This is a genomic window from Microbispora oryzae (assembly GCF_017896165.1).
Lineage (GTDB): Bacteria > Actinomycetota > Actinomycetes > Streptosporangiales > Streptosporangiaceae > Microbispora > Microbispora oryzae.
In genome coordinates, this window is the sequence record NZ_JAFCNB010000009.1 from 1 (window position 1) to 14,712 (window position 14,712).

Below are 14,712 nucleotides of genomic sequence, written 5' to 3' on the forward strand. Positions count from 1 at the left end.
CGCGCCGTGAGCGCCGAACCACCCATTGATCAATGGAGTAAGACATCGTGTCCCAGGGACCGATCCTGGAACTGCGCGGCATCAACAAGAGCTTCGGCCCCGTGCAGGTCCTTCACGACGTCGCCTTCTCGGTCTATCCGGGCGAGGTGACCGCACTTGTGGGCGACAACGGCGCCGGCAAGTCCACGCTGGTGAAGTGTGTCGGCGGCATTCATCCGATCGACTCGGGGGAGTACCTGTTCGAGGGCGAGCGGGTCCACGTGAACGGGCCGAGGGACGCGTCGGCGCTGGGCGTCGAGATCGTCTATCAGGACCTCGCGCTCTGCGACAACCTCGACATCGTGCAGAACATGTTCCTGGGCCGCGAGCGTAAGAGCGGGCTGGTCCTGGACGAGGCCACCATGGAGGAGATGGCGGCCAAGACGCTCGCCGGGCTGTCGGTGCGCACCGTCACGTCCCTGCGGCAGCACGTCTCCAGCCTGTCCGGCGGACAGCGCCAGACGGTGGCCATCGCCAAGGCCGTCCTGTGGAACAGCAAGGTCGTCATCCTCGACGAGCCCACCGCCGCGCTCGGCGTCGCGCAGACCGCGCAGGTCCTGGAACTGGTCCGGCGGCTGGCGGACAACGGCCTCGCCGTCGTGCTCATCTCCCACAACATGAACGACGTGTTCGCGGTCTCCGACCGGATCGCGGCGCTCTATCTCGGCCGGATGGCGGCCCAGGTCAAGGCCTCCGAGGTGACCCACTCGCAGGTCGTGGAACTCATCACGTCCGGGCGGAGCGGGGAGCTCGGGCTCGGGAACGGCAACGGAGCGGCGGCATCATGACAACTGAGACGCTCCCCAAGCAGAGCACCGCCGACTCGTCGGTCGGCGTCCACGTGAAGGGCTACCTCGAGCGGGTGCGCGGGGGCGAGCTCGGGGCGCTGCCCGCCGTGTTCGGTCTCGTCGTCCTCTGCGTGGTCTTCTCCGTCCTGCGGCCCGCCTTCCTGTCGGCGGTGAACTTCGCGAACCTCTTCACGCAGGGCGCGGCCGTCGCGGTCATCGCGATGGGCCTGATCTTCGTGCTGCTCCTCGGCGAGATCGACCTGTCGGCCGGTTTCGCCAGCGGCGTGTGCGCCGGCGTGCTCGCCGTGCTGCTCACCGAGCATCACTGGCCGTGGTACGCCGCGGTGCTCGCCGCGATGATCACCGGTACCGTCATCGGGTTCGTGCTGGGCTCGCTGGTGGCGAAGCTCGGCATCCCGTCCTTCGTCGTCACATTGGCCGCGTTCCTGGCCTTCCAGGGCGTGGTGCTGCTGCTGGTCAACAACGGGACGAACATCTCGATCCAGGACCCGACGATCCTGGCGATCGCGAACAACAACGTCACGCCGGTGCTCGGCTGGATCCTCGCGATCGCCGGCGTCGTCATCTACGGCGGCATCCAGTTCTGGCAGGCCCGCCGCCGCAGCGCGCGCGGCCTGGTCGCGGACCCGATGGCGGTCATCGGCGCGCGGGTGGCGGCGCTCGCGGTGATCGCGGTGATCGCGGTCTACGTCCTCAACCTGGAGCGCAGCCGCAACGCCCTGGTCGTCTCGCTCAAGGGCGTGCCGATCGTGGTGCCGCTGATCCTGGCCCTGCTCGTCATCTGGACGTTCGTGCTGCGCCGCACGCGGTACGGCCGGCACATCTACGCCGTCGGCGGCAACCCCGAGGCGGCCCGGCGCGCCGGTATCAACGTCGACCGGATCCGGATCTCGGCGTTCATGATCTCGTCGTTCATGGCGTCCATCGGCGGCATCATCGCGGCGTCCCGCGCCAACTCCGTCGACCCCAACACCGGTGGCAGCAACGTGCTGCTGTTCGCCGTGGGCGCGGCCGTCATCGGCGGCACGAGCCTCTTCGGCGGCAAGGGCCGGGCCCTCGACGCGGTGCTGGGCGGCGCCGTCGTCGCGGTCATCGACAACGGCATGGGCCTGATGGGCTACAGCGCGGGCGTCAAGTTCGTCGTCACCGGCCTGGTGCTCCTGCTGGCCGCCGGCGTGGACGCGCTGTCGAGGAAGCGGGCGGCGGCGAGCGGGCGAAGATGACGCCGGCAGGTTCAGTATCGTGATCGCCGAACGTCCCGCCCCCCCACGGAATTCGAGGCCGCCCGATGATGCGCGCAGGTCCCTCACAGGAGGAGATCCGCAAGCACAACCTCGGGACCCTGCTCCGGCACGTCCACGTCGGGGGTCCCAGATCCAGGGCCGAGCTGACCTCGCTGATGGGCCTGAACCGCAGCACGATCATGGCGCTCACCGCCGATCTGACGGCGGCGGGCCTGGTCAGGGAGGAACTCCCCAGGGACACCGGCAGGGCCGGCCGGCCCTCTCTCGTGGTGCGGCCGGAGACGGCCCGTGTCTACGTGCTCGCCTTCGACGTGGGGGTCGACCGGCTGGCCGCCGCCCGGATCGGTCTGGGCGGCGTCATCCTCGACCGGCGTGAGATCGTCAGGGCGCGGGAGCCGTTCGACCTCGGCCGGACCGTCGCGACGCTCGGCGCGTTCGCGCGGCAGATGCGGCGCAGGGCCCGCGCCGACGCGGTCTGCGTCGGCGCGGCCGCGGCGTTCTGCGGGACGGTGGACGCGTCCGCGGGACTGGTCCGCAGCGGCCCCAACATCGGCGCCGTGGACGCGCCGTTCGGCGAGGAGCTGACCCGCAGGCTAACGCTCGGATTCCCGGTGTCGGTGGGCAACGACGCCGACCTCGGCGCGCTGGCCGAGCACACCCGCGGCGCGGGCCGGGGCTGCCGCGACCTCATCTACCTGCACGGCGATGTCGGCATCGGCGGCGGGATCATCGTCAACGGCCAGCTGCTCGGGGGTCACGGAGGGTACGGCGGCGAGGTGGGCCACATGGTGGTCAACCCCGACGGCCGCCCCTGCGGCTGCGGGTCGCGGGGCTGCCTGGACGCCGAGGTGGGCGAGCGGGCCGTCCTCGAACACGCCGGCCGGTACGGCGAGGCCATCGGCAGGGACGGGGTCCGCGCCGTGGTGGACGCGGCGGACCGGGGGGACGTGATGGCCCAGGACGCCCTTCAGCGCGTCGGCGGCTGGCTCGGGGTGGGCGTCGCCAACCTCGTCAACATCTTCAACCCCGAGCTCGTGATCTTCGGCGGCATGCTGCGCGACATCTATCTGGGCACCGCGGCCCAGGTGCGCAGCCGGATCGCGACGCGCACCCTGTTCCCCTCCCGGGAGCACGCGCGGATGCGCACCTCCTGGCTGGGGGACGACGCCACGTTGATGGGGGCCGCCGAGCTGGCCTTCGCGCAGGTGCTCGCCGACCCCCTGGACGCGCTGTCCCGCGTCGCCCCCTGATCGCCGGACGCCGGCGTCAGGCCACCTTGGACGCGGGGGCGGTGAAGGTGTTGCACACCGCGGGGCCGTTGCCGTTCCAGCCGCGCTTCAGCCAGTAGACGATGCTCGCCCGCTTGCCGTGCAGCACGTCGCCGATCTTGTAGTCGAGCAGGTCGTCCCAGTCGAACTGGTCGCGGCCCAGGGAGTGCCACACGCTGCCGATGAAGGCGCCCGACAGGCACTCCGCCTGCAGCTCCAGCCTGCGGCTGTAGGCGTACCAGGTGGCCCGGCTCACGCGACGGGTGAGCCGGTCGACGGCGGGCAGGATTCCCGCGCGGTCCTGCACGAAATGCCCGTACTCATGGGCGATCACCTGGAAGAGCTCGAACTCGGAGGGATCCGCGAGCTGGTTCTTGTAAATGAGGATCCACATCGTCTTGTCGCGCTCGCAGTAGATCCCCGCGGCGTACGGCGCCGGGTACTTCCCGCAGCCCGTCTTCGCGGGCTTGGTGATGAAGCGGACCCTCGGCTTGGCGAAGGAGAGGCCGGCCTGCTTGAACTCCTCGGCCCACGACTGGTTCAGGCAGTCCATGAGGTGGTCCAGATAGAGCTTGTAGGAGTCCACGTCGTCGGGCCGGCGACCGAGTTCGGCGCACTCGGTGAAGTCGAACTCCCCGGTCCGGTAGATCGGGTTCCTGGTCAGCGCGGCCTTGCCCGTGGGCACCGGACGGGCCGCGGTGCCGGTCGAGGCGGCCGACGCGGCGCCGGCCGCGGTGCCGGACGCGGCCGCGGAGGCCGTTCCGGCCGCGCCGGTCAGGGAGAGGGCGACGACCCCCGCCGTGACCACGCGAATCACCGGGCGGAGGCTTATGCGAATCATGAGTGGGCATCCCCAGCGCACAGAGAGACGGGTGAGAGGTGACGGTTATCCCAGACAGTGAGTAATCAGGGTTTTCCGCACGGGACCAGGAGCGTAGGGCAGAAGTGACCTTAGGGTAAAGCGCGAATAAAGTGGATACTGAGAACATCTGTGAAGTTTCAGTGCAGTGCCGAGGAGGGCGAGGCACGCGCCAACTACACTCGATCTGTTCGACGGCGAGCGGGAGAGGATGAGCGGTGGCGATTCTGGAGACGATCAAGGACCCGCTCGACGTGCGGCGTCTGGACGCCGCGGATCTGCCGCGGCTGGCTGCCGAGGTCCGCGATCTGCTGGTCTCCTCCGTGGCCAGGACGGGTGGTCACCTCGGCCCCAACCTCGGCGTCGTCGAGCTCACCATCGCCCTGCACCGCGTCTTCGACTCGCCGCGCGACCGCATCCTGTTCGACACCGGCCACCAGGCGTACGTGCACAAGATGCTCACCGGGCGGGCCGGTGAGTTCGGCACGCTGCGCCAGGAGGGCGGCCTGTCCGGATACCCGAGCCAGGCCGAGTCCGACCACGACGTGATCGAGAACTCCCATGCGTCCACCGCGCTCTCCTACGCGGACGGGCTGGCCAAGGCGCTGACGCTGCGCGGGGAGACCGACCGCACCGTGGTCGCGGTGATCGGCGACGGGGCGCTCACGGGCGGCATGGCCTGGGAGGCGCTCAACAACATCGCCGGGCGCAAGGATCTGCCGCTGATCGTCGTCGTCAACGACAACGGCCGCTCCTACTCGCCGACCATCGGCGGCCTGGCGTACCACCTGTCGTCCCTGCGGATGACCCAGGGCTACGAGCACGCCCTGGAGTTCGTCAAGAACAACCTCGGCCGGGTGCCGCTCGTCGGCCCGCCCATCTACGACACGCTGCACGGCATGAAGAAGGGCCTGAAGGACATCCTCACGCCGCAGGCCATGTTCGAGGACCTGGGGCTGAAATACGTCGGCCCGATCGACGGCCACGACGAGGCGGCCGTCGAGGCGGCGCTGCGCCGGGCGCGCGCCTTCCGCGGCCCGGTGATCGTGCACGTCCTCACCCGCAAGGGGTACGGCTACTCGCCGGCGGAGAACCACGACGAGGACTGCTTCCACTCGCCCCAGCCGTTCGACCCGCTGACGGGGGAGGAGCGGCCCAAGCCGCACAGCTGGACGAACGTGTTCGGCGAGGAGATGGTGAAGCTCGGCGCCGAGCGGAGCGACGTGGTGGCCATCACCGCCGCCATGCTCCACCCGACGGGCCTGGCGGCCTTCGCCGAGGCGTACCCGGACCGCGTCTACGACGTCGGGATCGCCGAGCAGCACGCGATGACCAGCGCCGCCGGTCTCGCGCTCGGCGGCCTGCGCCCGGTCGTGGCCGTCTACGCGACGTTCCTGAACCGGGCCTTCGACCAGCTCCTCATGGACGTGGCGCTGCACCGGCTGCCTGTCACGGTCGTGCTCGACCGGGCGGGAGTCACCGGCGACGACGGCGCCAGCCACAACGGCATGTGGGACATGTCGATCCTCCAGGTCGTTCCCGGCCTGTCGCTGGCCGCGCCCCGCGACGGGATGCGGCTGCGCGAGCTGCTGGCCGAGGCGGTCGCGATCGAGGACGGCCCGTCGGTCGTGCGCTTCCCCAAGGGTGCCGTGCCGACGGAGATCGAGGCCGTCGGCCGGCTCGGCGAGATGGACGTGCTGCGGGCGGGCGACGGCGACGTCCTGCTCGTCGCGGTCGGTCCGATGGCCGAGGCGTGCCTGGAGGCGGCGACCTTACTCGACGCCCAGGGCATCTCGGCCACGGTCGTCGACCCGCGCTGGGTCAAACCGCTGGACCAGGCCCTGGTCCTGGCCGCGTCGGCGCACAAGCTCGTCGCGGTCGTCGAGGACAACGGCCGGGTCGGCGGCGTGGGCGACGCGGTGGCCAGGCTGCTGCGCGACGCGGACGTCGACGTGCCGGTGCGCACGTTCGGCATCCCCCAGCGCTTCCTCGACCACGCGAAGCGGGCCAAGATCCTCGGGACGTCCGGCCTCAACGGCCAGGATCTGGCCAGGAAGATCACCGAGGCGGTCGCCAGGCGCTCCCCGGTGCTGGAGAGCCACCCCGCGCGTCAGGTGCAGACGACGGATTGACGAACATGGAGTAAGCGCCGCTCGCGGGGGAAGTCTGCAGGTCGTCGGCCTCATCGATGAGGGAGCCTGTGGATGAGTCTTTTCCGGACGAAGTCGGTCGAGCAGTCCATCCAGGACGCCGAGGGCGGCGAACACCGGTTGACGCGCAGTCTGAGCGCGCTCGACCTCACGGTGTTCGGCATCGGCGTCATCGTGGGCACGGGCATCTTCGTACTGACCGGCGTCGCCGCCAAGAACACCGCGGGCCCGGCCGTCGCGATCTCGTTCGCGGTGGCCGGCGTCGTGTGCGCGCTCGCCGCCCTCTGCTACGCCGAGTTCGCCGCCACCGTCCCCGTGGCGGGATCCGCCTACACGTTCGCGTACGCCACGATCGGCGAGTTCCCCGCGTGGATCATCGGCTGGGACCTCATGCTGGAGATGGCCCTCGGCGCGGCGGTGGTCGCCTCCGGCTGGTCGGGCTACTTCGCCTCGCTGCTGAAGAACTTCGGCGTCTACCTGCCCGAGAGCCTCGCCGGCGACCAAGCCGTGTTCAACGTGCCCGCGGCGGTGATCGTGCTCGTCCTGACAGGGGTGCTCGTGGCGGGCATCAAGCTGTCGGCCCGGTTCAACGCGGTCATGGTGGCCATCAAAATGATCGTCGTCCTCCTCGTGATCGTGGCCGGGCTCTTCTTCATCAGGAGCGCCAACTACACGCCGTTCGTCCCGCCGTCTCACGTGATCGAGGGCAGGGGAGGGCTGCAGGCCCCGCTCATCCAGACGCTGTTCGGCGTCCCCCCGGTCGCCTACGGAGTGTTCGGCATCTTCGCCGGCGCCGCGCTGGTCTTCTTCGCCTACATCGGATTCGACGTGGTCGCCACGGCCGCCGAGGAGACCCGCAACCCCCAGCGCGACCTGCCGATCGGCATCATCGCCTCGCTCGTCGTCTGCACCGTCCTCTACGTCGTGGTGTCGCTCGTGGTCGTCGGCATGCAGCACTACTCGTCGCTCAGCGTCTCGGCGCCGCTGGCCGACGCGTTCCGGTCGGTCGGCGAGTCGTGGATCGCCACGCTGATCAGCGTGGGCGCCATCGCCGGGCTCACCACCGTCGTGATGGTGCTCATGCTCGGGCAGAGCCGGGTGCTGTTCGCCATGTGCCGCGACAACCTGCTCCCGCGGTCCCTCGCCGCGGTCCATCCCACGTACCGCACGCCCTACCGGATCACCGTCGTGATCGGGGTCGCCACCGCGCTCCTGGCCGCGTTCATCCCGCTCAGCGCGATCGCCGAGCTGGTGAACATCGGCACCCTGTTCGCGTTCGTCGTCGTGGCGATCGCCGTGCCGATCCTCCGCCGGACCCGGCCCGACCTGCACCGCTCGTTCCGCACGCCGTTCGTGCCGGTGGTGCCGGCGCTGTCGGTCCTGGCCTCGGTCTACCTGATGCTGAACCTGCCTGTCGAGACGTGGATCCGGTTCCTGGTGTGGATGATCGTGGGTGCCGGCGTCTACTTCATGTACGGCCACCGGCGCAGCAGGGTGGCGGCGGAACCGGAACCACTCCTCGAAGTGTGAGGACGAGCCCCACCCCCGCGAGCAGCACGCCGGTAGCGCCCAGGACCAGGCGGTAACCGCGCGGGGTCAGCCGATGGCGACCGGCGCCGATCGCCAGCGCCAGGGCGATCTTGGAACCGACGAGCACCAGATAGAACCCGCCGACGAACGCCAGAGCGGACGTCGGAGCCCGGTGCCAGGCGGACACGAACAGCGGCGCGCCCACCGCGATCCAGAACAGCCAGGGATGGGGGTTGAGCACGTTGACGACGACCCCGCGCAGCAGCTCTCCCCGGGAGGAGGGCGCGGTGCCGCCGGACCCCGGCGGGGCGGCCGTCCGGGCCTCCCGCACCGTGGTCACACCGAGGTACACCACGTAGAGGCCGCCCACCACGGAAAGGACCCGCACGACGGCGCCCGGCATCGCTCCCATGGCGGTCACCGCGAGGACGACGACCGGCAGGTCGGACAGCAGCGGCACGCAGGCGAGCCGCATCCCGGCGCGGAAGCCGCCGCGCAGGCTCGCGGTGATGATCAGCGTCAGCAGCGCGCCGGGGGTCACCCCGGCGCCCAGGCCGAGGCCCAGCCCCAGTAACAACTCCGGCAACACCGGTCAGCCTCCGTCGAATCCCGGCGAGGCTACCGGAACGACCGCCGAGGCGTTATCTGGCCGTGCAGGTGATGGGCGACGGAGTCCCGACAGTGCCGCCGGACCAGCCGATCGCGAATTGCACCGTCACCGAATCGCCCGGCAGCAGTACGCCGTTCTGGGTGACGGTCACCGGGGCTCCTGGCGGGTTGTAGCCGTTCCACTGCAGGTAGCTCAGCCCGTTGGGAACCTTGAAGGTGACGGTCCACGAGGTGATGGGCAACGTTCCCGTGTTGCGCACCGTCAGTTCGCCCCAGGAGGCCGTCGTCCACTGGAGAAAGAACCGGATCGTCGCTTCGCAGGAGCGCGTACCCAGCGAGGCCACGGGCTGGCTGACGGCGACGGGCTGGGTGACGGTGAGGAGCTGGGTGACGGCGACGGGCTGGGTGAGGGGCTGGGTGACGGTGAGGGGCTGGGCGTTGGCGAGGGGCACGGTGAAGCGCTGGGTGAGGGTGTGGGGCTGGGTGAGGGTGTGGGGCTGGGTGACGGTGTGGGGCTGGACGAGGGGGAGACGCTGGACGAGGGGGAGACGCTGGGCGAGGGGGAGACGCTGGGGGACACGGACGGGCTGGGTGTCGGCGACGGTGAAGGGCTGAACGAAGGGGAGGGGCACGGCGAGGGGCCGTCGGGCGACGAGGGCGACGGGCTGGCCGACGGGGTGACCCCCGGCCCGGATGGGCCCACGGGCGGGATCCGGATGATCAAATCGTCGCCGGGGCCCGCCGTCCCCCTGCCGTCGCGGTTGCTCGTCGCCACCCAGAGCCAGCCGTCCGGACCGACCGCCACGGTGCGCAGCCGGCCCGGCCTTTCCCGCAGCTCGGCCACCGGAGTGCCCACCCTGTTGCCGCCGCTGACCGGCACCGTCCACAGACGCTTACCGGCGAGGGCCGCGGCGAAGAGCGTGCTGTTGGCGTACGCCAGGCCGCTGGGGGACGCCTCGCTGTCGCTCCAGGTCACCAGGGGGTTCACGTAGCTCGGGTTGCCGCACATGCCCTCGCAGGCCGGCCAGCCGTAGTTGTGACCCGGCCGGATGTAGTTGATCTCATCTGTGGAGTTCTGACCGAGTTCCGTGGCGTACAGCAGGCCGGCCTTGTCCCAGGCGAGCCCCTGAACGTTGCTGTGGCCGTAGCTGTAGACCGGTGAGCCGGAGAACGGGTTGTCCGTGGGGACCGCGCCGTCGCGGGTGATGCGCAGGATCTTGCCGCCGAGGTTCGAGCTCTGGGCGTACGCGGGGTAGCCTGCGTCCCCCGTGGCCACGTACAGCATGCCGTCGGGGCCGAACGCGATGCGCCCGCCGTTGCGGAACTGGCCCCGCGGGATGCCGGCGAGGATCACCTGCTGGATCTGCGGAGCGCTGAGCCGGAACCGGACCACCCGGTTGTCGGAGACGGAGCTGATGTACGCGTAGACCAACTGGTCCTGCGCGAAGGTGGGGGAGAGCGCGATGCCGAGCAGGCCCCCATCACCTGCGGGGTACACGTTCGGGACCGCGGCCACCTGTACGGGCGAAGAGCCGGGATACACCCGGGCGATGGTCGCGGTGTCGCGTTCGGAGACGAGGGCGCTGCCGTCGGGGAGGAAAGCCATGCCCCAGGGCACCCGCAGCCCCACAGTGGCGACCTGTGCCCGGGTGAAGTCGAACCCGCCCGTCTCCGCGCCCGCGGCGGCGGGCCGGGTCACGACGAGCGCCGTGGCGGCGATCACGGAGCAAATGACGATGGAGAGTGCCGAGGACAGGTGCTTGGGCATCACACGCTCCGGGGCGGGATGGGGCTACCGGCTCGTCCCCATCGAAAGCGCCGGCCGCGCCCAGGGCAATCATCGGGCGGGCACCCGCTCGCCGATCTGCGCGTACGTCGCCGGCCGCGCCCCGGGACGGGAAACTTTCACGACGTGGGTCGGCGGGCCGCCGGCGGCGGGGTCGGCGGGTCTCTGGCAAGGCCGGTGTGGGCCATACCCAAGCCCACCGATCGGCCGTGACGCTACAAATTCACACGATTACACACACAACTCGGGCATGCCTCGCGAATCGCCCTCTCACATCCGGGAGAGCGGAAGCCGGAGCGTGAACCGGGCGCCCCCGGTGCCGGTGTTCTCCGCGGTCAGGGTGCCGTTGTGGGCGTGGGCGATCTCCCGGGCGATGGCCAGGCCGAGGCCGGTGCTCTCCCGGCCGCCGGTCCGTCCGTCGTCGGCTCCGGCGAACCGCTCGAAGATCCGCTCCAGGTCGTTCACGGGGATCCCGGCTCCGTCGTCGCACACGGCGAGCTCGGCGACCGCCCCCTGACCCTGCGCCGTCCGCACCTCCACCCGGACGGTGCGCGTCGCGTGCCGCTGGGCGTTGTCGAGCAGGTTGGTCAGCAGCCGGGCCAGCCGGATCCGGCAGCCCCGCACGAACGTGCCCCGTTCGAGGCACAGCCGTACGGGAAGCGGGTCGGCGCGCCGGGCGACCTCCTCCCTGGCCAGGTGAGACAGGTCGACCAGTTCGTCGCCGCCGGGCCTGCCCCCCTCCAGGGCCGCGAGCAGCAGCAGGTCGCCGATGATCGCCTGGAGCCGGTCGACGTCGCTCAGCGCCTTGTCGATCAAGCCGGGGAGCAGAGCGGGGTCCGGCCGCAGCCGCGCCTCCTCCAGGCGGACGCGCAGCCCCGCGAGAGGGGTGCGCAGCTCGTGGGAGACGTCGGCGGTGAAGCGGCGATGGCGGGCGAGCAGCCGTTCCGAGTGCCTCTTCGTTCTCTCCAGCGCTTCGAAGGTGTCGTTGATCGTGACGGCGAGGCGGGAGACCTCGTCGTCCCCCCGCGGCACGGGCACCCGCCCGCCGAGGTCGTCGCCGTCGACCGAGGCGAGCGCGGTGCGGACGGCGTCGATCCGCGCCTTCAGGCGGCCGGTGACCCGCCACACCGTCCACGCGGACAGACCCGCGAGCGCGCTCGCCTGGACGAGGGCGGGGCGTGGACTCCACCCGAAGGGGACCACGCCCGCTCGTGAGCAGGCGAGCGCGAGGAAGAGTGCCGCCGGTACGGCGATCAGCGGAGTCATCCACGGCCGGATCGACCGGGGTAGAAGCCGGGGACGGGGGATGGTGAGGATCTTGGCGCGCACGGGACCTCCTCGTCATTCGGGCCGGTTCGCGCGGGCCGCCGGCGCCGCTGCCGGCTCGCGCCCGCCTCCTCCGCGGGGCGGAGGGCGGCGGATGAACAGTCTGACCGGGGCGCGCGGCCGGGCACATCACACATCCGGAGGAGATCGGCCTGCGCGTTCCCGCCGGTCAACGGTGGCGGGGCGGGGGGATCGACAGGCCCGCCGCCTAGACTCGAAGGGTGGCGGACGCTTCTTCGCACGCATGGGCGGCCACGCGAGGGCTCGACTCCGAGGTGTCGTCCTGGCCGGGTTGGCGGGGGCGGGCGCGCGAGTGGAGTCTCGTCGTGGAGGCGCTGCGCGCCGCCCGCGACGGCCAGGGCTCCGTCGTGCTGGTGGAGGGATCGGCGGGGACGGGGAAGAGCGTCCTGCTCGCCCGGGCGGCCGACACTGCGACGTGCGCGGGATTTCCGACGGGCCGGGGCGCCGCCGACGAGCTCGACCTCGCCCCCCTCAGCCCGCTGAGAGACGCGATACGGCAGATCACCGGCGTGGTGGAGACCGATGTCGCGGAGCGGGGCCCGATGCCGGTCGATCTGCGGCTCGCCGCGGTGCGGCGGCTGACGGAGCCGCTGGAGAAGCGGGCGGCCGAAGGCCCGGTGCTGGTCGCCCTCGACGACCTGCAGTGGGCCGATCCGCTGACGTTGCTGGCGCTGCGGTGCATGACCCTGGATCTCGGGGCGTACCCGTGCGTGTGGGTCCTGTCGCGCGCCTCCGGCCCCGTTCCCGGCTCCACCCTCGACCGCCTGTACGGCCGCCTGGAGCGCGACGGCGCTCCGCGGATCACGCTGGGGGCGCTGGACGAGCGGGCGGTGGCCGAGGTCGTCGCCGACGTCCTGGGCGCCGAACCTGAGCCCGACCTCCTCGCGGTGGCGGCGCTGGCCGAGGGCAACCCGTTCCGGCTGGTGGAGATCCTCGACCGGGTGAAGTCGGACGGAGCGATCGAGGTGAGCGGCGGCCGTGCCCGGATGGCGTCGGAGCCGCGGACCGGCGTCCGGACGATCCTGCGGCGGCGCATCGACGGCCTCTCCCCGCCGGCGCGCGAGCTCGTCCAGGCGGCGGCGGTCCTGGGCCGGACGTTCGCCGTGGCGGATGTGGCGGCGCTGCTCGGCCGGCCGGCCGGCGCCCTGACGGGAGCGCTGGACGAGGCGGTGTCCGCGGGTCTCCTGCTCACCGGGCCGGACCAGATGTCCTTCAGGCACGAGCTGCTGCGCGGCGCGGTGACCGAGACGCTGTCGCCGCCGATCCGGCTGGCGCTGCACCGGGAGGCCGGGCAGATGCTGCTCGACAGCCGCGGCTCCGCCGTGCCGGCCGCCCCGCACCTCATCCTGAGCGCGCGCCCCGGTGACGTGCGGGCCATCAGGGGACTCGACCGGGCGGCCGCCGAGGTGCTCTCGTTCTCGCCGCAGACCGCCGTCGACCTGTCCACGCGCGCACTGGAGATCAGCGACCCAGCCGACCCCGACCGGTGGGAGCGCGTCGCCGTCGCGGTCCACGCCCTGACCGTCACCGGCCGGTCACCGGAGGCGATCCGGCTCGCCCACGAGTCGCTCGTGTCGGCCCCGCCCGCCGCGGCGCCGCGGCTGCGCTGCGCGCTCGCCTACGCGCTGCTGCTGAGCGGCCGGCCCTCCGAGGCCGTCGCAGAGGCGGAGCGCGTGCTCGCCGCCGGGGAGGGCGTTCCCGGCGAGCTGCGCGGGGTGGCCGAGTCGGCCCTCTACCTCGGGCTGCTCGCCCTCGGCCGGTTCTGGACCGGGCGGCGCCGGGCGGAGGCCGCCCTGGCCGATCCGGCGCGGTGCGGCGACACCGCCCTGGCCGGCGCCCACCTGCTGCTCGCGCAGTGCGCCCTGGCCGACGGGAAGGTCGCCGATTCGTTCGAACACGTGAACGAGGCCGTGCGGATCGCGAGCACCGGGTCGGTGGAACCCGTCGAACGGCCGTATCCGCGGATGCTGCTGTACAAGAACCACAAGTTCATGGGGCGGTACGACGAGGCGGAACTGGCCCTGCGGGCCTTCACCCAGGAGATCGAGCGGCTCGGGCAGTATGTCCACTCCCCGCAGCCGTCGTTCTTCCGCGCCGGCCTGAGCCTGGCCGCCGGGCGCCTCGACGACGCCGTGACGGAGGCGCAGGAAGGCCTGCTGTTCAGCGAGGAGCTGGGCGGGAACGGCTGCGACCTCGCGGGGCTCTACGTGCTGGCGGTCGTGGCGGTGCGCCGGGGCGATCTCGACACCGCGGCCCGGTATGTCGACCGGTGGCGCACCGCGCACACGGACCGGGAGATCCTGCACGGCGCGGCGTGGGGACGATGGGCCAGGGCGGTGGTCGCGGAGGCGAGAGGAGATCTCCACGGCGCGATGGACCTGCTCCATCCCGTCCACACCGACGCCAGGGAGCTGAGGTGGACCCTCGTCGTGGAGCCGCTCACCGCGGGATGGCTGACCAGGCTGGCGCTGGCCGCCGGCGACCGGCGCCGGGCGGAACAGGTGGCGCGCGCCGCCGAGGCCCTGGCGCGGGACAACGCGGCCTACCCGGCGCTCGCCGCCGCGGCGGACCACGCCCGCGGCCTGGTCGAGGCCGATCCGGAGGCGCTGGAGCGGGCCGCGGACGCGCACCCCGACCCGTGGGGCCGGGCCTCGGCCGCCGAGGACCTCGGGGTCGCGCTGATCGGGGACTGCGATCAACGGGCCGCCCGGGCGCTGGAGCGGGCGCTCGACGGTTACGAGGGGATGGGCGCCCTGCGGGACGCGGCCCGTGTCCGGGCGCGGCTGCGGGCGCTGGGCGTCCACCGCCGTCACTGGACCACGGCCGAACGGCCGAACGAGGGCTGGGAGAGCCTGACCGGCACCGAGCGCGCGGTCGCGGCCCTGGTCGCCGAGGGACTCACCAACCGGCAGGCGGCCGCCCGGATGTTCCTGTCGCCGCACACCGTGTCGACCCACCTGCGGCACATCTTCGCCAAGCTCGGCATCGCGTCGCGGGTGGAGCTGGCCCGGCTGGCCGCCGAGCGGCGGCTGGCCGAGCCCGGGGGAGACGGCGACGCGTAGCGCCGTCGC

General features: G+C 71.9%; 11 protein-coding genes. 6 read left to right on the forward strand and 5 right to left on the reverse strand.

What is annotated here, in order from left to right; genetic code table 11:
• Positions 1–47 precede the first annotated feature (47 nt).
• The 3 genes from JOL79_RS17575 (at position 48) to JOL79_RS17585 (ending at position 3,342) form a co-directional block, all read left to right on the forward strand.
• On the forward strand, positions 48–827 hold the full coding sequence (locus tag JOL79_RS17575; RefSeq protein ID WP_210156923.1) for an ATP-binding cassette domain-containing protein: 780 nt from the start codon (positions 48–50) through the stop codon (positions 825–827).
• Positions 824–2,071 carry a sugar ABC transporter permease gene (locus JOL79_RS17580; protein WP_210156924.1) on the forward strand — a complete coding sequence of 416 codons (1,248 nt, stop codon included), beginning with the start codon at positions 824–826 and terminating at the stop codon, positions 2,069–2,071. The genes JOL79_RS17575 and JOL79_RS17580 overlap by 4 nt, the downstream gene beginning before the upstream one ends.
• 68 nt (positions 2,072–2,139) lie before the next feature.
• Positions 2,140–3,342: an ROK family transcriptional regulator gene (locus tag JOL79_RS17585; RefSeq protein ID WP_210157139.1), complete on the forward strand. Its 1,203-nt coding sequence runs from the start codon at positions 2,140–2,142 to the stop codon at positions 3,340–3,342.
• 16 nt (positions 3,343–3,358) lie between these two features.
• Here JOL79_RS17585 and JOL79_RS17590 read toward each other — a convergent pair whose 3' ends face one another.
• The gene (locus JOL79_RS17590) at positions 3,359–4,177 is read right to left on the reverse strand and encodes a neutral zinc metallopeptidase (protein ID WP_210156925.1); all 819 of its coding nucleotides are present in this window, start codon (positions 4,175–4,177) and stop codon (positions 3,359–3,361) included.
• A gap of 260 nt (positions 4,178–4,437) precedes the next feature.
• Here JOL79_RS17590 and dxs point away from each other — a divergent pair, with 260 nt between their 5' ends.
• On the forward strand, positions 4,438–6,351 hold the full coding sequence (gene dxs, locus JOL79_RS17595; RefSeq protein ID WP_210156926.1) for a 1-deoxy-D-xylulose-5-phosphate synthase: 1,914 nt from the start codon (positions 4,438–4,440) through the stop codon (positions 6,349–6,351).
• Between the two features lie 72 nt (positions 6,352–6,423).
• Positions 6,424–7,899, forward strand: a complete 1,476-nt coding sequence (locus JOL79_RS17600; RefSeq protein WP_307848582.1) for an amino acid permease — start codon at positions 6,424–6,426, stop codon at positions 7,897–7,899.
• On the opposite strand, the gene JOL79_RS17605 is transcribed toward JOL79_RS17600, so the two are convergent.
• From JOL79_RS17605 to JOL79_RS17620, 4 genes are all read right to left on the reverse strand, one after another.
• Positions 7,838–8,488, reverse strand: a complete 651-nt coding sequence (locus tag JOL79_RS17605) for a LysE family translocator (protein WP_210156927.1) — start codon at positions 8,486–8,488, stop codon at positions 7,838–7,840. The genes JOL79_RS17600 and JOL79_RS17605 overlap by 62 nt on opposite strands.
• A 52-nt stretch (positions 8,489–8,540) precedes the next feature.
• Positions 8,541–8,768 (reverse strand): cellulose binding domain-containing protein, encoded by a 228-nt coding sequence (locus JOL79_RS17610; RefSeq protein ID WP_307848583.1) that lies wholly within the window; start codon positions 8,766–8,768, stop codon positions 8,541–8,543.
• A 2-nt stretch (positions 8,769–8,770) separates the two neighbouring features.
• The gene (locus JOL79_RS17615) at positions 8,771–10,276 is read right to left on the reverse strand and encodes a PQQ-dependent sugar dehydrogenase (protein WP_210156929.1); all 1,506 of its coding nucleotides are present in this window, start codon (positions 10,274–10,276) and stop codon (positions 8,771–8,773) included.
• A gap of 288 nt (positions 10,277–10,564) precedes the next feature.
• The gene (locus JOL79_RS17620) at positions 10,565–11,623 is read right to left on the reverse strand and encodes a sensor histidine kinase (protein ID WP_210156930.1); all 1,059 of its coding nucleotides are present in this window, start codon (positions 11,621–11,623) and stop codon (positions 10,565–10,567) included.
• Positions 11,624–11,841: 218 nt separating this feature from the next.
• Here JOL79_RS17620 and JOL79_RS35470 point away from each other — a divergent pair, with 218 nt between their 5' ends.
• Complete coding sequence (locus JOL79_RS35470) at positions 11,842–14,703, forward strand: helix-turn-helix transcriptional regulator (RefSeq protein ID WP_210156931.1); 2,862 nt, start codon at positions 11,842–11,844, stop codon at positions 14,701–14,703.
• Positions 14,704–14,712 lie beyond the last annotated feature (9 nt).